The organism is Clostridium boliviensis (assembly GCF_033342255.1).
Taxonomy (GTDB): Bacteria; Bacillota; Clostridia; order Lachnospirales; family Lachnospiraceae; genus Lacrimispora; species Lacrimispora boliviensis.
The window spans coordinates 117,433-134,009 of the sequence record NZ_JAWONS010000252.1 but is presented as its reverse complement, the minus strand read 5'-3'; the positions used below and the strand labels follow the sequence as shown (position 1 = coordinate 134,009).

Sequence of the window (16,577 nt, the reverse complement as noted above, 5' to 3'; positions counted from 1 at the left end):
AAAAGGAGAGATACATGTCATGCAGACTCTGAATCAGGATATTAAAGATCGTAGTTTTAAGTCGGTTTATCTTTTATACGGAGAGGAAGCCTTTTTAAAAAACAGTTATAAAAATCAGCTCAAATCGGCCATAACCCAGGGAGATACCATGAATTTCAATCAGTTTGGCGGAAAGTCCATTGATGTAAAGGAACTGATCAGCTTAGCTGATACTATGCCTTTTTTTTCTGAGAAACGAATGATATTGGTGGAAGACAGTGGATTTTTCAAATCCTCGGCAGAGGAGCTGGTTTCTTACCTTCCCCAGATGCCGGATACAACCTGCATGGTGTTTGTGGAATCAGAAGTGGATAAAAGAAGCCGAATGTTTAAAAAGATAAAGGAACTGGGCTATGCGGCAGATTTGGAGCGTCAGGATATGGGCCAGCTTACCAGATGGGCGGGAACACTCCTTTCCAGAGAAGGAAAGAAGGTGACCGGGCAGACCATGGAACTGTTTCTGAGTATGACAGGAGACGACATGGAAAACATCCGGATGGAATTAGAAAAGCTGATCAGCTTCACTCTGGGAAGAGAAGTGATAACGAGTGAAGATGTGATGGCGATCTGTACGGAGCGGACTGCCAATAAGATATTTGAAATGGTCAATTCTATTGTTAACCGGCAGACGAAAAAGGCTCTTGCGCTTTATGAAGATCTACTTACATTAAAAGAGCCGCCTATGAGAATCCTGTTTCTCATTGCCAGACAGTTTAATCAGCTGCTGCAGGTTAAGGAACTGATGGGAAAGGGGATGGACAAGAGCGGTATCGCATCTAAGCTTAAAATCCCGCCTTTTGCAGCTGGAAAATTGATGCCCCAGGCCAGGACTTTTTCAAAGGAGCAGATTCTCTCTTATGTGAATTCCTGTGTGGAGGCAGAAGAGGCAGTAAAGACAGGGCGGCTTTCGGACCGTCTTGCAGTGGAGCTTCTGCTTACGGCAGCATATTAAAAACGGGTTGTATGATAGAAAACCAGGAGAATAAGGAACGCATTAGCAGCTCCTTATCATTCCTGGTTTTCTTGTTCTCTTTGGAAAAAAAAGATATCTTCAACATCCTTGTCTCCACTACAGAGCAGCTGATGGGCAGCAATAGTTTCCAGAGTATCACTAAGCTGGTTGAAAATACTACTTAGCAGAGCAATTTCAGTGGCAGAGCGGTCTTTCGCCAGGCAGCAGGCGATGGATGACACAAGCGCTACGAGTTCACAAGATTGCATGTAAGATCACCTCTGGATAATATATGATAACTATGCTTATAATACGATAAAAAATACTATTCTATCATTTTATAGATATTAAATGGCTCAAAAAAGATTAAATAGCAGTCTTTCTGCAAGCCTTTTCCGTATTTTGTATGATAGCATTCCAGTGCTTCCAGCAAAAATTCTTCTGTTACATCTAAATGCTCTGCGATTTCATAGCTGTTTCGGCATCCGGCTTCTTTTGCCGCAACCAGCTTTTCCAATGTAATCATCTTGTTGTATGCCCAAAGACGGGCGGTACGTTCCTGTTTCTGGTTTGAAACATCGGACTGATCCAGAATGTCTCCGGCAGTGGTGTAATAATGTCCAAGTTCTTCCGCCAGAACGCAGGCTTTCTGGGATCCGGACATATTCTGCCGGATCAGAATCTGATCTCCTCTGATCCGTCCATCGTTTGCGGCTAACGGTTTTTCCTTAATCAGAATTCCATCAGATTCTGCTTCTTCTAATAATATGTCATAATTCAAACAAATCACCTCAACGAGTTTATTCTTTATTCATCGAAAAAGGCATCATCATACTGCTTCATTTCCTCTGTCACTTCGATATCTGTCCGTTCATGAGCGGCAACAGGCTGTAAATAAGACCGGGGATCTGGCTTTAAAGGTTGTACAACAGAGCCGGCTTTGGAATACTGGGGGATGTGTACCATTTCACTGACCCTTTTTAATGCTTCTTTCTGTCCATAATCATTCAACTTTTGGAAATCATTCAACATTTCTTTTGCGGATTCCCCAAGGCTGCTGCTATCTGTCTCATCCCAGCCCATTAAAGATGCAGGGGTTGTCCGGAGTGCTTTTGCAATGGCAGTAATCTTAGACTGGGGAAGCCCTCTGCCGTCTACCTCTATCTTGTTAATGGAAGAACGGGATTTGTAACCCGCCTTTTGCGCAAGTTCTTCCTGGGACATTCCCAGTTCTTCCCTTCTTTGTTTTATGATCTGACCGATGTCCATAGGATCACCTCCTTAAGAGCATTATACCATGTGGTAGAACTATATTCAACAAATATTTGGAAAAGTGTTGACAAAATAGAAACAACAGAGTATGATGATGGTGTAGACAAAAAGACTACAAGAAAGGAGGAGGAGATGACAAATACGGTTCGGTTAAATGAGTTGATCAGAAAATCCGGGCTGAAAAAGGGGTGGATTGCAGAAAAGCTTCACTTATCCTGCTATGGGTTTCGGAGAAAGTTATGGAATAAGAGCCAGTTTAAGGCGGGGGAGATCAAACTGCTGTGTGAATTGCTTGGGATTGTGTCGTTGGAGGAAATGTGTGATATTTTTTTTAATGACAAAGTAGACAAAAAGACTACATAACTAAAAAGGGGGTAATGGTTGAAAATGTATAGCCAGATTGTGGATTCCGTAATCGAAAAACTGAAGGTTATTTTCCCTGAAAAGAGTATTGTGTCAGGTCCGATAAAAGAAGAGGAAAAGGAATCATGCCTTGCAGCCGGTATCTCACAGGTGTCAGAAAAATGTGTCAATGGAAACCGATATTGCTGTTCCATAGGACTATTTGTTAATTACCACCCAGATACAGAAGAGTCCTATCAAGATCAGTATCATGTTTTGGAATTGTTAATGGAGCATTTGGAATTTGTTTCTACTGAGAATGGGGTGTCTCTGGGCAGTGTCAGCAGAAATGGGAAATTTGAAAATGAAAAAATGATATTTGAGGTAGAATATCAGATGTTTTTCTTGAAAAATAAGGGGGAGGACATGTCCATGGAGGACATGAAGTTAAAGTAAAGAGGTAGTTTAATGACAGAGAATGGTAAAAAAAGAGATAGCGCAGCTTATTCATCACGTTATACAAAAAAACAGTTAATCTGTTCTGAAAGGTATTGCAATCAAAGCGACTTACTTTGTGCATTACTGGAAAATGGGAAGACTTATACATTTGCAGAAGCGGATGAAATAATGATTCGATTTAAGAAAGGAAAGGTAAAAGTATGTTAGGTGGAGGTAATTTTAAGATTCAAAATAAGGTGTTTCCTGGTGCGTACATAAATTTTATTAATCGTACAGCGTCTGGGGCAGCTATGGGAGACAGAGGAACAGCAGCAATCCCCTTAAGATTAAGCTGGGGTCCTGAAAAACAAACTTTTGAAGTTACAGCTGAAGAATTTCAGAATAACAGTAAAGAACTATTTGGGTACTCATATGATGCAGAGGAAATGCTTCCCGTCAGAGAATTATTTCAAAATTTAAAGAAGGGAATTTTTTACCGGTTAAATTCTGGTGTGCAGGCCTCCTGTGATTATGGTACTGCAAGATTTTCAGGCGAACGTGGAAATAGTTTAATGCTTGTTATATCTAAGAATGTTGATGAAAATTTTAAGTACGATGTGCGAGTCCTGTTTGATGGCAGAGAAGTGGATGCTCAGACAGTTTCCGAAGCATCCGAATTGAAGGACAACCGTTACGTATTGTTTAAAAAGGATGGAACACTTGCAGAAAATGCTGGTCTTACGTTTACAGGCGGCACAGATGGCAGTGACATAACTGGTGAAGATTATTCAGAGTTTCTCAGTGCTGTAGAAAGCGGTTCCTTTCAGATTCTTTGCTGCCCTTCCCAGGAAGAAAGCGTAAAGGCTTTGTTCGCAGCGTTTACAAAAAGAATGAGAGATGAAGTTGGAGTAAAATTCCAGACAGTTTTACATCAGTACACAAAAGCGGACCATGAGGGAATCATTTCGGTGGAAAATGAAGCAGAGGAAAGTGCAGCAGGTCTTGTTTACTGGGTTGCGGGTGCGGAAGCTGCATGTGAGATTAACAAAACCATAGAAAACAGAAAGTATAACGGGGAATATACCGTTAAGATTCCTTATACTCAGGCTCAGCTGGCAGATGCAATGAAGGCCGGAAAATTTCTTTTCCATAAAGTTGGAAGTGAAATCCGTGTTCTTACAGATATTAATACATTTGTTACCTATACAGATGAAAAGGGAGAAGATTTCTCTAATAATCAGACTGTCCGTGTTCTGGACCAGATTGGTAATGACATTGCCGAACTTTTTTCTTCCCGTTATCTTGGAAAGATGCCAAATGATAATGGAGGGCGTATCAGTCTTTGGAATGATATTGTTACTTATGGAAAGCAGCTGGTAGTTTTAAGAGCAATTGATGATTTTGACACAGAGGCGGTTACTGTGGATAAGGGGGATGGAAAACGATCTGTCTTAGTTAATTTTCCAGTTCAGCCAGTTAACTGTATGAGTATTTTATACATGACAGTCGTTGTTTCATGAGAAAGGAGTAATGAATTATGAGTAATATAACTATGAATGCATGGGATGCAGTCAGCGCAACAAAGGCGGAGTGCTTTATAACAATTGAAAATGAGCGGTACAATTTTATGCAGGCTTTGAATCTGGAAGCTAAAATTGAGAAGGTGAAATCTGAGATCCCTATTCTTGGACGTGCCATGAAGGGGAATAAGACCGTTGGCATGAAAGGGACCGGATCCGCAAAATTCCACTATAACACCAGTATTTTTCGCGACATTTTATACCGATACCAGCAGACCGGAAGAGATATTTACTTTGATATCCAGGTTACAAATGAAGATCCTGCTTCCAGCGTGGGAAGGCAAACGGTTATTTTAAAGAATTGTAACATTAATGGCGGTATTATTACCAAATTCGATGCATCGGGAGAATATTTAGAGGATGAATTTGAATTTACATTTGAAAGCTGGGAGATGCCGGAACGCTTTGGATCAATTGCTGGAATGCAGTAAGAAAAAAGGAGATTAATTATGGGAGATTTAAGTTGCTTTTTAAGTCAGAATGCTGTGAAAGCAGAGAATGAAAAATTTATAGCATCGAAACGATTTGTTGGTCAAAAGAATAAGCCGGTGGAATGGGAAATAAAAGCCATTACTTCAAAAGAAGACGAGGCACTGAGAAAAGAGTGTACGAAACGGGTACAGGTGATTGGTAAAAAGGGTCAGTATACTCAGGAGACAGATTACAATCTCTATCTTGGGAAATTGGCTGCGGAATGTACTGTATACCCAAATTTAAACGATAAAAGCCTTCAGGATTCCTATCATGTGATGGGAGCGGATGCACTGTTAAAGGCAATGCTCACTGCAGGTGAATATGCGGGGTATTTAGAACGGATCCAGCAGGTAAATGGATTTGATACTACTCTGGAAGAGCAGGTAGAAGAAGCAAAAAACTGATAGAAGGAGGCGATATGGAAGCGAATATTGCCTACTATTGCCTCCATAAGCTTCATAAGTGGCCCCATGAATTTTTAAGTCTTGACAGGTATGAGAAGGCGTTTATCATAGCTGCGGTCAATCTTAAATTGGAAAATGATAAAAAACAGGCTCAAAAAGCAAAGTCTAAGCAAAGATAGAAAAAGGGAGGACGTCTTAACGGACGTTTTCCCAATAATAAAGGGAAGGAGGTAGTGGTGTGGCAACAGCAGAAAGCTCGATACAGATTATGGATGGAGCGACTCCTGTACTTCAGAGAGTCAGCAATTCCATAAAGATTACCGCAGGCCTGATGCGCAGCTTACAAATGGCTTCATCAAATGCGCTGGTATTGCCGGGAATGCAGATGTGGGTATCTTCTCTGACGGGGATTCGTATCCAGTATGACCGGGTAGAAGAATCTGTGTATAAGGTGAAGAATCAACAAGATCAGTTAACAGAGAGCGCAAGTGAGAACACAAAAAAATTGGAGAAGCTAAAAAATGCCTGGGGGAAAGTGGTATCTGGTGCAAAGAGTATGGGAATCAACACTAGTGCAATGGAGATTTTTAACCAGGCAAATGATAAGAAAGCTGCTGGTAATGTTATTCAGACCAGAACTGGATTACAGGGACCAGAACTTAAAGAAGCAGAAAAAAGTTCATCTAATCTCTACATTGATAATTTAAGCCCCAGTCTGGACTCTGCTGCACAAAGTCTGTCTGCAGTTAATCAGCTTACAGGGCAGACGGGAAGTGGATTAGAGCAGATCACCCGTGCAGGACTGCTGATGCAGGATACGTTTGGTTATGGTCTGACAGACAGTATAAAATCTGCTGGAATGTTAGAGCAGCAGTTTGGAATATCCGGTGCGGAAGCGTTCGATCTGATTATTCAGGGAACTCAGGCGGGGCTTAATAAGAACGGAGATTTGCTGGAGACAATTAATCAGTATTCAGACAGATTTAAAAGTCTTGGTCTTGGCGGTGATGAAATGTTTCAGGCTATGATTAATGGTGCTGAAAATGGAGGAATATCAGTGGCTTCACTTGGAGATGCAGTCAGTGAATTCTCAAAGCGGGCAGTCAGCGGAGGTAAAGATTCCAGTCAGGGATTCTCTGCTCTGGGACTAGACGCAAACAAGATGACGGAAGCATTCAGAGGTGGGGGAGAGACAGCAAAGCAGGCATTTACGCAGACAATGAACGCCTTAAACAACATGGAAGATCCGGTTAACAGGAATCTGGCCGGAGTACAATTGTTTGGAGAGGCATGGGGGAATATTGGAAGCGATGGAGTGACGGCACTTACTGATTTAAGTGGTTCCGTAGAGTTGACAAAAAGCCATCTGGAGGAGTTAAACAGGACAAAGTATGATGATGCAGCAAGTGCTCTCAGTTCGCTTGCAAAAACAATAAATGTTGGATTAGCGGGACCAATTGGCGGAGTGGTAGATTTTGTAACAAAAAGTATTCATGATTTTACATCAGGATTACAGGGAGATGTGGAAAATATCAGTGGTATATTTGGTGTAATTGGTTTGGTTGCAGGTGAGATTGGAAATTTCATTGCTGAATCCTGGTCCGTTTTACAGCCTGTTATCCTGGGAATTATTGCAGCGTTGGTTGTTTACAATGCAGTTTTGGGAGTTGGTTGGCTGACGATGATTGGGAGTGCGGCTGCAACTGCCTGGAATACGGTTTGCAGTTGGGCGCAAGTAGCAGCTACTACAGCACAAACAATTGCTACGGAAGGTTTAAATGCGGCTCTTGCAGCTTGTCCTCTGACTTGGATCATAATACTGATCATTATGTTAATCGCTCTGTTTTATGCCGGAGTAGCAGCAATTAATCAGTTTGCCGGAACTTCTTATAGTGCAACAGGAATCATTGTTGGAGTATTCTTCATGGCATTAGCAGCTATTGGTAATATACTGATGGCTATGGCTGAACTGGTTTTTGGAGTAGTTGAATTTATGTTAAATCCCTTTATCATAATGGCAAATTTTATAGCAAATGTGTTCCGGGATCCAATTGGAGCAGCCGTGCATCTATTTGCAGATTTTGCAGATCAGGTTCTGGGACTCATTCAAAAGTTAGCGAAAGCTCTGGATCTGGTTTTCGGCACTAAAATGGAAGCAACAGTATCGGTTTGGAGAGAGGGGATTACTGACTTTACTGATAAATTTGCAAAAGAACATGGAAACGGTAAATATAAAAAACAGTTTGAAACTATGGACTTAGGTGAAAAATTCAATCTCCAACATATAAATTATGAAGATAGTTTTAAGACAGGTGATAAAATTGGATCAAATATGGAAGCTGGTGTTAAAGATAAATTTGAGGACTTCAAAACTTTTCTAAATCAGCACGACCCAACAGAAATTACAGACAACAGGCAGAATTCAAATGAAAATATTATTAGAAATACAGGTGATACGGCAATGAGTACAGCAGCCATGGCGGATTCTATGGAGGTTGTAGATGAGGAATTAAAATACATGAGGGATGCAGCAGAGCAGGAGATTATCAACCGGTTTACTCTGGCAGAACTGAAGGTGGATGTAAATAATAACAATACCATAAAAAATATTACGGATTTTGATGAATTAAATCGCAGACTATCTGATGTAACTGGTGAGATCTTAGCATCTGCAGCGGAAGGAGTGGGTTGATATGTCTTATGAAATATATATTGATGATATGTTACTTCCTCTGCCGCCTGAAAAAATTCCGGTTAAATATAATGGTCAAAATCAAACGGTAAGTTTAATCAATGGGGAAGAAATAAACTTAATTAAGCCATCTGGTCTGGCAGATATAAGCATTGATATAATAATTCCGCAGATGGATTACCCGTGTGCAGTATGGGATGGAAGTATTGACAACGCAGAAGATTTTTTAGAAAGGCTTGGTCAATTAAAGAAAAGCAAGAGACCATTTGAATTCATAATTATCCGTCAGGGACTATCTGGAGAAAATTTGTTTGATACCAGTTTGGATGTAACGCTTGAAGAATATCAGGCGACTGATGATGTGGGAGAGGGACTTGATATGAAAGTTTCTATTTCCATGAAGGAATATAAACACTATGGTACTAAAATTATGAACTTTACCATTGTAGATGACAAACAGGAGACGGATTCCTCGCAAGATGGCACAAAGAGGCAGGGAGAGCCGCAGACTCAAAAAAATTATACAGTGAAAAAAGGAGACTGTCTGTGGTCAATCTCAAAAAAGCAACTTGGAAATGGGAACCGATGGAAGGAGATTTATCAGTTAAATCAGGATAAAATCAAGAATCCGAATCTTATTTATCCGGGACAGGTTCTGATGATACCGTAAAGGGAGGAAGGAATTGGAGGCACATTTATATATTCAAAACGGTCAGACTGTATATGAACCAGTGGTGGAAGGAGCCATTACCTGGGTACTTCAGCGAAGAGGCCAGCCTGGTAAGTGTTCCTTTTCACTGATCCCGGACAGCAATCTTGTGATTGAAGAGGGTAATGCAATACGTCTTGACGTTGATGGAAAATCAGTTTTTTTCGGGTTTATTTTTGAACGGAGCTGGAATCATGATGGAAAGATGAAGGTCACCGCATATGACCAGCTTCGCTACTTAAAAAATAAGGACTCCTACAATTACACTAATTTAACAGCAGTCGAAGTGATTCGTATGATTGCACAGGATTATCATTTAAACGTTGGTGAATTGGAAGATACAGGGATTTCATTTTCCAGAAATGAAAAGGACAAGACCCTGTTTGACATTATTCTGAACAACTTAGACCTTACCATGATCCGTATTGGTCAGATATACACATTTTATGATGATGCAGGTAAACTGGCCTTAAAAAATATGGAGAGTATGATACTTGATATTCAGATAGATGATACGACTGCTCAGGATTATGACTATAAGGTAAGTATAGACAGCAATACTTATAATCAGATCAAGCTTTATTACGATGATTCTGACAGTAAAAAGAGAGAAATATTTATGACAAAAAATTCCGAATCCATTAATAAATGGGGAATTCTCCAAAAAGATGAATCCATTGAAAAAGGGGTAGATGCCCAGTCAATCGCGGAACGATATCTGAATTTATATAATAGACCCTCAAGAACCTTAACAATTAAAGATGCATTTGGGGATATCCGTGTAAGAGCAGGCTGTCTGATTCCTGTAATATTAAATGTCAATGATATCGGTCTTAAAAATTACCTTATCATTGAATCTGTTACCCATAAGATAGCGGGTGGGATACATACAATGGATTTGACATTGAGAGGAGCAAAAATAAGTGGCTGATACTATTTGGGTAGATAATATAAAAAAGATTGTATTTCAGGCAATGGAAGCGGCAGATCCCTGCGATGTAATAGCTGGTACAGTTGTAAAAGAACATCCGGTTGAAATTCAAATCAGTCAAAAGACCATATTAAACCAGAATCAGATACTGTTGACAGAGCAATTTATGGAGCATAGGGAAATAATGGATATTCCTGGTATAGGAGAAGTTGCTGTTACGGTAAAAAACACATTAAAATCTGGAGATCATGTGCTGTTAATCCAGAAAAAAGGAGGTCAGCAATTTGTGGCCATTGGAAAGTGGTAAGAAAGGGGGAGTAGAATGATTCCGGTAACGGGCAATATATTGCAGCAGGATTTTAAAATAATACAGCAGCCATCAACAACATTTTATCTGGATATAAAAAATAAGCGGATAAATGGAAGCGTGGATGGTTCAGAAGCAGTGAAACAGGCAGTTTATTGTATTTTAAATACAGAGCGGTTTGAGTGGCTGATTTACAGCTGGAATTATGGAGCTGAGCTTAATCTTTTATTCGGTAAACCCTCTGGATTAGTAAAGACAAAAATAAAGAAGAGAATCCGTGAAGCACTTCTCCAGGACGACCGCATACAGAACGTGGATCATTTTGAATTTGAATTGAAAGAAAAAAGTCTTCACGTAACATTTACTGTCAACTCCATATATGGTGACTTAAGGATAGAGAAGGAGGTGAATGCCTGATGTATGAAAGTATGACATATGAAGTGATATTAAAGAGGATGATGGACCGTGTTCCAAATGGACTGGATAAACGGGAAGGATCTTTGATTTATACAGCACTTTCTGCGGCAGCAGCTGAAATGCAGATTGTTTACATAGAGTTTGACACTATATTAAAAGAAACATTTGCTCAGACGGCTTCCAGGGAGAATCTGATCCGAAGAGCAGCAGAACGGGGACTGAAGCCAACGGAAGCTACCAGAGCAGTATTAAAGGCAGTAGCAGTTCCTGATACAGTTCTTATAAATAAGGGCGAACGGTTCCGATATGGTACGTATTACTATACTGTTACTGAAAGCATGGGTGACGGTACATTCCAGGTAGTCTGCGAAAAAGCCGGAGTAGAGGGGAATCATCAGTTTGGCAGGCTGATTCCCGTTCAGAATATTTCCGGTCTTACTTCTATGGAAATAACAGAACTTCTTATTCCGGGAGAGGATGCTATAGATACAGAGGTATTTCGGAAAAATTATTTTGATTCTTTTGAGAAAAAATCCTATGGGGGAAATAAACAGGATTATATTGAAAAAACAAATGGAATTGCAGGAGTTGGAGCAACTAAAGTTACCAGGGCATGGGACGGCCCATCTACAGTAAAATTGACCATATTGGATTCGGACTGTAACAAAGCTTCAGATTTATTGGTGCAGACAGTACAAAATATAATGGATCCTGAAGAAACGGCTAGTGGAGATGGTCTGTCGCCAATTGATCATAGAGTTACTGTTGTATCAGCTGAAGCAGTACTCATACAGATCAGTACTGATTTGGAAATTAACGAAAACTACACGTTGGAGGCACTAAAAGAACTGATTAATAAGGCGGTAGAAGATTATTTAAAAGAAATCAGAACTTCCTGGGAGAGTATGGGCGATTATGGATGTATTGTTAGAATTTCCCAATTGGAATCTAAAATTTTATCAATAGAGGGGATCTACGATATAAAAAATACAAAAATAAACGGGAAACCGGTAAATCTGGAATTAAATCCGTATCAGATACCGGTAATTGGAGGGGTGAAAATTGATCCGTGAAGTTGATTTATTGTCTTATATTCCTGATTTTCTGCGAGAATACATGGAAATGAGTATGATTCAGAAGGTAATCCAGCCTGAAATTCAGACTATAGAAGATGAGACAGAAGTGCTTTTTAACAATCAGTTTATAAACAGCTCCGATGAACGGAATATAAAACGTTATGAAACAATGATCAAGGTATACCCACATAGTGGTGACACGCTGGAAGACAGGCGTTTTAAGGTTTTATCAAAATGGAATCGGATGATTCCTTATACCAGGGCAACTTTAAGAAAAAAATTGTCAATGCTCTGTGGGGATGATGGATTTTACATGGAAATAAAACCGCAAAAGATAATTGTTGTGCGTGTTGCATTGAAGAGTAAACGTAGTTTTTCGGAAGTGGCTGAACTGTTGGAAGAATTTACTCCCTGCAACATGGTGATAGATTTAGATCTTCTTTATAACCAACATGGACTGCTGAAACAATATACACATAAGCAAATAGCAGCGTGGACTCACGGTCATATACGAAACGAGGTGCTTAATAATGAAAAATGAAACGAAGAATTGTAAATTTTCTAAACCAGGGGAAGACGACTTCTATGATATAAATGAGTACAACCGCACATTGGATTCAATTGATGAGGAACTTATGAATCTGGAAGAGAAAAAACTGGATAAAACCGGAGATTCCTCACAAACAGTCACCGTATTTGACGAAGAGGTGCTGCGGGAAAATCTTGAGTCTGGGGAAAACTTATCGCTAACTCATGGCAAGATAAAAAAATGGTTTTCTGAGATGAAGGATATCGCATTTTCCGGACGCGCATCAGATATTGAAACGGATGGGGCGAATCGGTTTGTGTCTGATGGAGAAAAAAAGAACTGGAATTTAAAAGTATCGGCTGATGGGAATATCTCAGATACTAAAATTCAATCACTGGATTCCGTTTCAACTGAATTTCCTGTTCCGGAGGGGGGAGAAACTTCCAGACAGTTTTTTGGCAAAGTCAGGAAGTTTATACAGGATTTTAATAACTTTAAAACTGGTATTATTACAGTGGGGAAGTTGGTAAATAATGGGAGTACGACTGCGGAAGGGTATGCTCTTGATGCGAGATATGGGAAGACGTTGTTTGATTTGTATAATAAATTAAATGAAGATTTAGACAGTATGAAGTTTTATACAACACCAGAACAACTGGGATTAACAAATCCTTCTTCCATAATTGATGTTGTTAGTGCAATGGCGGATAATAGTCTTTTATATATTAGTGTGGCAGATAATACGCCTCAATATCAAACCTTATGTCCAAAATATTGGGGGCTATTAGAAATTATAAAGATTAATATTTATAGGGTTAGCCTTAAATTTACTGATATAAATGACATAGATATAAATAACGTTTATCAAGCAATTTATCATAAGGATAATGGATTTTCTGGTTGGAAGAGGATTACTGTGAATAGTGATTTAGCATTGCAAATATTGGATACAAAAACTGTACTTACACTAAAAAATAATTTTGAATTTTGGTTTGATAATAATTTTGGGATACTTAGTAGATGTGGTAAAAATGTTCACCTAAATATGTTATTAAAAGGAAAAAAAGGTATAAAACATAGCGTAATATGCACATTACCATTTACACCCATTAAGTCAGAAATTCATTCGACAACACTTGCTGATGGTACTTACGTAGAGGTTAGAACATTAAATGATGGTACTTTATTTTATGAATCAGCAACTATTCCAACTATTGATTGGTGGCCTATCGATATCACTTATACTTGCAAGTAAAATTATTATATGAATTAAAAAAAATTATTTATATATTTAGATTTAAAAAAATCTAAATTAAGGAGAATCAATATGAAAAACACCTTATGTACCCTAACCGGTATACTTGGCAGCATCATCACAACGCTATTTGGCGGCTGGGATACAGGAATTGCCACTTTAATATTATTTATGGCAATTGACTTCATATCCGGAATTGCAGTAGCCGCCATTTTTCATAACAGCAAAAAAACAGAGACAGGAACATTGGAGTCAAAAGCAGGCTGGAAAGGCCTGTGCAGAAAATCCATGACTCTACTTTTTGTTTTAATTGCTCATCGTCTTGATTTATCAATAGGAACTACATACATAAGAGATACCGTAGTTATTGGCTTTATGGCGAATGAGCTAATATCCATAGTAGAAAATGCCGGGCTTATGGGAATTCCTCTGCCCGCAGTTTTGACAAAGGCAATTGATTTGTTAAATCAAAAATCGCAGCCTTCATAATAAAGTTTTTCCAACAGTGTCTTTTACAGACAAACCTATATTTACACGGTACACCTTTAAACATTCCTTCATATATTAATAAAAAAGGGACAAGGTGATATCCATGGTAAAAAGCGAATCAACCAAAGACATGAACCGCGTAGAACTTCTGGGAATACAGGAAAATCTGAAAAATTCCGATTATACAGAAATTGAACGTTTCCGGGAATCCTTTGACGCAGACGACATGGGATTCTCGGGAAGAAGGGAGGGGATTTAAGTGGAAATAAACAAACTTTTAACCCCATATAATTACAGCAACGGCCAGTTAAGCCGTATTAAATATATTGTTATTCACTATGTAGGGGCATTGGGAGGGGCAGAAGCGAACTGCAAATACTATGCTTCCCAGTACGTAGGTGCCAGCGCCCACTACTTTGTTGGCTTTTCCGGGGAGATCTGGCAGTCCGTAGAGGACAAAAATATCGCATGGCACAGCGGAGCCAAAGCCTACGTCCATCCCGAATGCCGCAATAGCAACAGCATAGGCATTGAACTGTGCGTCAGAAACAAAGGCAGCCAGTCCGATACAAGCAGAGACTGGTATTTTGAAGATGCAACCGTTGCATCCGCAATGAAACTGACAAAGCATCTGATGGAACAGTATGGGATCAGTGAAGATCACGTAATCCGACACTACGATGTGACCGGGAAAATCTGCCCCAATCCTTACGTGTATAACCACACCAGCCATACCTGGGAAGATTTTAAAGGATCCCTTGTATCTGCTGCAGAAGTAAAATCCGGATGGATGCAAGAGGAAAACGGCTGGAAATTTTATTTAGGAAACACGGGGGATTATGTAAAAAACGACTGGTATCAGGCTGGGGAAGACTGGTACTGGTTTGACGATGCCGGATTTATGGTAAAAGACACATGGAAGACCGGAAGCAATGGTAAATGGTATTATTTAGGAGATACCGGAAAAATGGCAAAGAACCAATGGGTGATCTGGAAAGAAGAGCTTTACCGTCTGACGTCTGACGGCAGTATGTACGAAGGAGAGATACGTCTGCAGACTGATGAGAAAGGCGCGCTTCAAATAATATAATTAATACAATATAAGTTTAGCGGAATCAGACCGGTGAAGGTTGATTCCGCTAAACCAAAAAACCCCATTCAGCGGGTTGGTCTGAATGGGATCAATATCGTTTATGAATTAAGCCATAGCGTTAACAGCTTTAGAGATTCTGGATACTTTTCTGGAAGCGTTATTTTTATGATATACGCCTTTGGTAGCAGCTTTGTCGATCTCTGTAATAGCATTTACTAATGATGCCTGTGCAGCAGCCTTGTCACCGGCAGTAATAGCAGATTCCACTTTCTTAATGGATGTTTTCACTTTGGATCTGATCGCTTTGTTTCTAGCAGCCTTAGTTTCGTTAACTAAGATTCTTTTCTTTGCAGATTTAATGTTAGCCAATCTGTACACCTCCAATAAAATGTAATATGATTTATTCTTTGTTTTGCATCAAAGCCTGGACACGGACAGTTCAATGTAAACATACTTTTATATTTTAACGAATTTCCATACAGATGTCAATACATAATTCCTGCTTTTTTGCAGAAAATACCTTAGAAATACTGGAAAGGAGGAAGAAATGGAAAACACATTTGAAGTGCGTACAGACCTTGCGGTTGAGGAAAAAGAAAGTTTTCCTGGCGACGGCGGTGAAATATCGGGAGTATCTTTACGGGAATGGAAACGTTCTAACAGCCGGATTAAGATGACAGAGGTAAAAATTCTTGATGAAAAAGGATCAAAGGCAATGGGAAAACCCATTGGAACCTACATTACTCTGGAGGCAGATCAACTATCCTTAAAAGACGAGGATTATCACAGGGAGGTGTCACAAGAGCTATCAGCCCAGATCTCCAAACTGCTGGAGGGAAAGGATTTCAAAAAATCAAATTTTCACGTATTGGTGGCAGGACTGGGAAATTCTTCCGTAACTCCGGATTCACTGGGACCAAGAGTGCTCAATAATCTTCAGGTTACCAGGCATTTAAAGGTTCAGTATGGAGATGAATTCTGGCAGGGAAAAACCATGCCTGTGATCAGCGGAATCGCCCCAGGCGTTATGGCGCAGACAGGAATGGAGACTGCTGAAATCTTAAAAGGAATTATTAAAGAAACAAAGCCGGATCTCATTATTGCAATTGATGCTTTAGCTGCAAGGAGCGTAAAACGTCTTGGTACCACCATACAGCTAACGGATACGGGAATCCATCCAGGTTCAGGAGTAGGAAACCACCGCCACAGCTTAACAGAAGAAAGCTTAGGAGTACCGGTCATAGCAATAGGCGTTCCCACCGTTGTAGGAGCTGCTGCAATCGTTCATGATACGGTCACAACCTTAATCAGGGCATTGTCCGAAAATATGGAAACAAAAGGAATGGGAGATTTTGTGGAAAATTTAAATTCCGATGAGCAGTATGATCTGATCAGGGAGCTGTTAGAGCCGGAATTCGGGCCGCTTTATGTGACTCCTCCGGATATTGATGAAACGGTGAAAGAATTGAGCTTTACCATCTCAGAGGGAATCCATATGACCTTTTTGGGACAGGAAGTTTCGTAGTAAACGGCAGGATTTCTGCATAGTATAGTATGAAGTAAGAATGCAGGAAGGCG

The 16,577-nt window shown here is 39.8% G+C and carries 24 protein-coding genes; 20 read left to right on the top strand and 4 right to left on the bottom strand.

Features of this window, described 5'->3' with window-relative positions; all coding sequences use genetic code 11:
- The first annotated feature begins 19 nt into the window (after positions 1 to 19).
- Positions 20 to 991, top strand: a complete 972-nt coding sequence (gene holA / locus RZO55_RS17635) for a DNA polymerase III subunit delta (RefSeq protein WP_318065573.1) — start codon at positions 20 to 22, stop codon at positions 989 to 991.
- A gap of 56 nt (positions 992 to 1,047) precedes the next feature.
- On the opposite strand, the gene RZO55_RS17630 is transcribed toward holA, so the two are convergent.
- The 3 genes from RZO55_RS17630 to RZO55_RS17620 are packed head-to-tail and all read right to left on the bottom strand — an operon-like array spanning position 1,048 to position 2,260.
- A complete protein-coding gene (locus tag RZO55_RS17630; protein WP_318065572.1) occupies positions 1,048 to 1,260 on the bottom strand; it encodes a DUF6774 domain-containing protein in 213 nt (70 codons plus the stop codon).
- 56 nt (positions 1,261 to 1,316) lie between these two features.
- A complete protein-coding gene (locus RZO55_RS17625) occupies positions 1,317 to 1,772 on the bottom strand; it encodes an ImmA/IrrE family metallo-endopeptidase (RefSeq protein WP_318065571.1) in 456 nt (151 codons plus the stop codon).
- A gap of 26 nt (positions 1,773 to 1,798) precedes the next feature.
- Positions 1,799 to 2,260 (bottom strand): helix-turn-helix domain-containing protein, encoded by a 462-nt coding sequence (locus RZO55_RS17620; protein ID WP_318065570.1) that lies wholly within the window; start codon positions 2,258 to 2,260, stop codon positions 1,799 to 1,801.
- A gap of 135 nt (positions 2,261 to 2,395) precedes the next feature.
- On the opposite strand from RZO55_RS17620, the gene RZO55_RS17615 reads away from it, so the two are divergent.
- The 18 genes from RZO55_RS17615 to RZO55_RS17530 all read left to right on the top strand — a co-directional run bounded on the left by RZO55_RS17615 (position 2,396) and on the right by RZO55_RS17530 (position 14,996).
- Positions 2,396 to 2,626: a hypothetical protein gene (locus RZO55_RS17615; RefSeq protein ID WP_318065569.1), complete on the top strand. Its 231-nt coding sequence runs from the start codon at positions 2,396 to 2,398 to the stop codon at positions 2,624 to 2,626.
- A gap of 24 nt (positions 2,627 to 2,650) precedes the next feature.
- Entirely contained in the window at positions 2,651 to 3,061 is a 411-nt protein-coding gene (locus RZO55_RS17610) for a phage tail terminator family protein (RefSeq protein ID WP_336624325.1), read from the top strand.
- A gap of 12 nt (positions 3,062 to 3,073) precedes the next feature.
- Positions 3,074 to 3,271 (top strand): hypothetical protein, encoded by a 198-nt coding sequence (locus RZO55_RS17605; protein ID WP_318065567.1) that lies wholly within the window; start codon positions 3,074 to 3,076, stop codon positions 3,269 to 3,271.
- Entirely contained in the window at positions 3,265 to 4,563 is a 1,299-nt protein-coding gene (locus RZO55_RS17600) for a phage tail sheath family protein (RefSeq protein WP_318065566.1), read from the top strand. Before RZO55_RS17605 ends, RZO55_RS17600 begins: the two co-directional genes overlap by 7 nt.
- A 17-nt stretch (positions 4,564 to 4,580) precedes the next feature.
- Entirely contained in the window at positions 4,581 to 5,054 is a 474-nt protein-coding gene (locus RZO55_RS17595; protein ID WP_097005588.1) for a phage tail tube protein, read from the top strand.
- A gap of 18 nt (positions 5,055 to 5,072) precedes the next feature.
- On the top strand, positions 5,073 to 5,501 hold the full coding sequence (locus tag RZO55_RS17590) for a phage tail assembly chaperone (RefSeq protein WP_318065565.1): 429 nt from the start codon (positions 5,073 to 5,075) through the stop codon (positions 5,499 to 5,501).
- A 14-nt stretch (positions 5,502 to 5,515) separates the two neighbouring features.
- Positions 5,516 to 5,680, top strand: coding sequence for a hypothetical protein (locus RZO55_RS17585; protein ID WP_318065564.1), 165 nt, complete (start codon positions 5,516 to 5,518; stop codon positions 5,678 to 5,680).
- A gap of 59 nt (positions 5,681 to 5,739) precedes the next feature.
- Positions 5,740 to 8,193, top strand: coding sequence for a phage tail tape measure protein (locus tag RZO55_RS17580; RefSeq protein WP_318065563.1), 2,454 nt, complete (start codon positions 5,740 to 5,742; stop codon positions 8,191 to 8,193).
- Position 8,194: 1 nt separating this feature from the next.
- On the top strand, positions 8,195 to 8,863 hold the full coding sequence (locus RZO55_RS17575; RefSeq protein ID WP_318065562.1) for a LysM peptidoglycan-binding domain-containing protein: 669 nt from the start codon (positions 8,195 to 8,197) through the stop codon (positions 8,861 to 8,863).
- Between the two features lie 13 nt (positions 8,864 to 8,876).
- Positions 8,877 to 9,833: an XkdQ/YqbQ family protein gene (locus RZO55_RS17570; RefSeq protein ID WP_318065561.1), complete on the top strand. Its 957-nt coding sequence runs from the start codon at positions 8,877 to 8,879 to the stop codon at positions 9,831 to 9,833.
- Complete coding sequence (locus tag RZO55_RS17565) at positions 9,826 to 10,140, top strand: DUF2577 domain-containing protein (protein ID WP_318065560.1); 315 nt, start codon at positions 9,826 to 9,828, stop codon at positions 10,138 to 10,140. Before RZO55_RS17570 ends, RZO55_RS17565 begins: the two co-directional genes overlap by 8 nt.
- A 15-nt stretch (positions 10,141 to 10,155) precedes the next feature.
- The gene (locus RZO55_RS17560) at positions 10,156 to 10,557 is read left to right on the top strand and encodes a DUF2634 domain-containing protein (protein ID WP_318065559.1); all 402 of its coding nucleotides are present in this window, start codon (positions 10,156 to 10,158) and stop codon (positions 10,555 to 10,557) included.
- Complete coding sequence (locus RZO55_RS17555; RefSeq protein ID WP_318065558.1) at positions 10,557 to 11,630, top strand: baseplate J/gp47 family protein; 1,074 nt, start codon at positions 10,557 to 10,559, stop codon at positions 11,628 to 11,630. The genes RZO55_RS17560 and RZO55_RS17555 overlap by 1 nt, the downstream gene beginning before the upstream one ends.
- On the top strand, positions 11,620 to 12,174 hold the full coding sequence (locus RZO55_RS17550; RefSeq protein WP_318065557.1) for a putative phage tail protein: 555 nt from the start codon (positions 11,620 to 11,622) through the stop codon (positions 12,172 to 12,174). Before RZO55_RS17555 ends, RZO55_RS17550 begins: the two co-directional genes overlap by 11 nt.
- Positions 12,164 to 13,417, top strand: coding sequence for a hypothetical protein (locus RZO55_RS17545; RefSeq protein WP_318065556.1), 1,254 nt, complete (start codon positions 12,164 to 12,166; stop codon positions 13,415 to 13,417). Before RZO55_RS17550 ends, RZO55_RS17545 begins: the two co-directional genes overlap by 11 nt.
- A 72-nt stretch (positions 13,418 to 13,489) precedes the next feature.
- Positions 13,490 to 13,906: a phage holin family protein gene (locus RZO55_RS17540; RefSeq protein ID WP_318065555.1), complete on the top strand. Its 417-nt coding sequence runs from the start codon at positions 13,490 to 13,492 to the stop codon at positions 13,904 to 13,906.
- 103 nt (positions 13,907 to 14,009) lie between these two features.
- On the top strand, positions 14,010 to 14,165 hold the full coding sequence (locus tag RZO55_RS17535) for a hypothetical protein (RefSeq protein ID WP_318065554.1): 156 nt from the start codon (positions 14,010 to 14,012) through the stop codon (positions 14,163 to 14,165).
- The gene (locus RZO55_RS17530; RefSeq protein ID WP_318065553.1) at positions 14,166 to 14,996 is read left to right on the top strand and encodes a peptidoglycan recognition protein family protein; all 831 of its coding nucleotides are present in this window, start codon (positions 14,166 to 14,168) and stop codon (positions 14,994 to 14,996) included.
- A gap of 108 nt (positions 14,997 to 15,104) precedes the next feature.
- Here RZO55_RS17530 and rpsT read toward each other — a convergent pair whose 3' ends face one another.
- Entirely contained in the window at positions 15,105 to 15,368 is a 264-nt protein-coding gene (gene rpsT / locus RZO55_RS17525; protein WP_318065552.1) for a 30S ribosomal protein S20, read from the bottom strand.
- 178 nt (positions 15,369 to 15,546) lie between these two features.
- Between rpsT and gpr the strand changes: the two genes are divergently transcribed.
- Entirely contained in the window at positions 15,547 to 16,524 is a 978-nt protein-coding gene (gene gpr / locus RZO55_RS17520; RefSeq protein ID WP_318065551.1) for a GPR endopeptidase, read from the top strand.
- Positions 16,525 to 16,577: the final 53 nt, after the last annotated feature.

Excerpts from the sequence above, each read along its gene's own strand:
- holA (WP_318065573.1), top strand. The coding sequence starts at position 20 with ATGCAGACTCTGAATCAGGATATTAAAGATCGTAGTTTTAAGTCGGTT.
- RZO55_RS17630 (WP_318065572.1), bottom strand. The coding sequence starts at position 1,260 with ATGCAATCTTGTGAACTCGTAGCGCTTGTGTCATCCATCGCCTGCTGC.
- RZO55_RS17620 (WP_318065570.1), bottom strand. The coding sequence starts at position 2,260 with ATGGACATCGGTCAGATCATAAAACAAAGAAGGGAAGAACTGGGAATG.
- RZO55_RS17615 (WP_318065569.1), top strand. The coding sequence starts at position 2,396 with ATGACAAATACGGTTCGGTTAAATGAGTTGATCAGAAAATCCGGGCTG.
- RZO55_RS17610 (WP_336624325.1), top strand. The coding sequence starts at position 2,651 with ATGTATAGCCAGATTGTGGATTCCGTAATCGAAAAACTGAAGGTTATT.
- RZO55_RS17605 (WP_318065567.1), top strand. The coding sequence starts at position 3,074 with ATGACAGAGAATGGTAAAAAAAGAGATAGCGCAGCTTATTCATCACGT.
- RZO55_RS17600 (WP_318065566.1), top strand. The coding sequence starts at position 3,265 with ATGTTAGGTGGAGGTAATTTTAAGATTCAAAATAAGGTGTTTCCTGGT.
- RZO55_RS17595 (WP_097005588.1), top strand. The coding sequence starts at position 4,581 with ATGAGTAATATAACTATGAATGCATGGGATGCAGTCAGCGCAACAAAG.
- RZO55_RS17590 (WP_318065565.1), top strand. The coding sequence starts at position 5,073 with ATGGGAGATTTAAGTTGCTTTTTAAGTCAGAATGCTGTGAAAGCAGAG.
- RZO55_RS17585 (WP_318065564.1), top strand. The coding sequence starts at position 5,516 with ATGGAAGCGAATATTGCCTACTATTGCCTCCATAAGCTTCATAAGTGG.
- RZO55_RS17575 (WP_318065562.1), top strand. The coding sequence starts at position 8,195 with ATGTCTTATGAAATATATATTGATGATATGTTACTTCCTCTGCCGCCT.
- RZO55_RS17560 (WP_318065559.1), top strand. The coding sequence starts at position 10,156 with ATGATTCCGGTAACGGGCAATATATTGCAGCAGGATTTTAAAATAATA.
- RZO55_RS17555 (WP_318065558.1), top strand. The coding sequence starts at position 10,557 with ATGTATGAAAGTATGACATATGAAGTGATATTAAAGAGGATGATGGAC.
- RZO55_RS17545 (WP_318065556.1), top strand. The coding sequence starts at position 12,164 with ATGAAAAATGAAACGAAGAATTGTAAATTTTCTAAACCAGGGGAAGAC.
- RZO55_RS17540 (WP_318065555.1), top strand. The coding sequence starts at position 13,490 with ATGAAAAACACCTTATGTACCCTAACCGGTATACTTGGCAGCATCATC.
- RZO55_RS17535 (WP_318065554.1), top strand. The coding sequence starts at position 14,010 with ATGGTAAAAAGCGAATCAACCAAAGACATGAACCGCGTAGAACTTCTG.
- gpr (WP_318065551.1), top strand. The coding sequence starts at position 15,547 with ATGGAAAACACATTTGAAGTGCGTACAGACCTTGCGGTTGAGGAAAAA.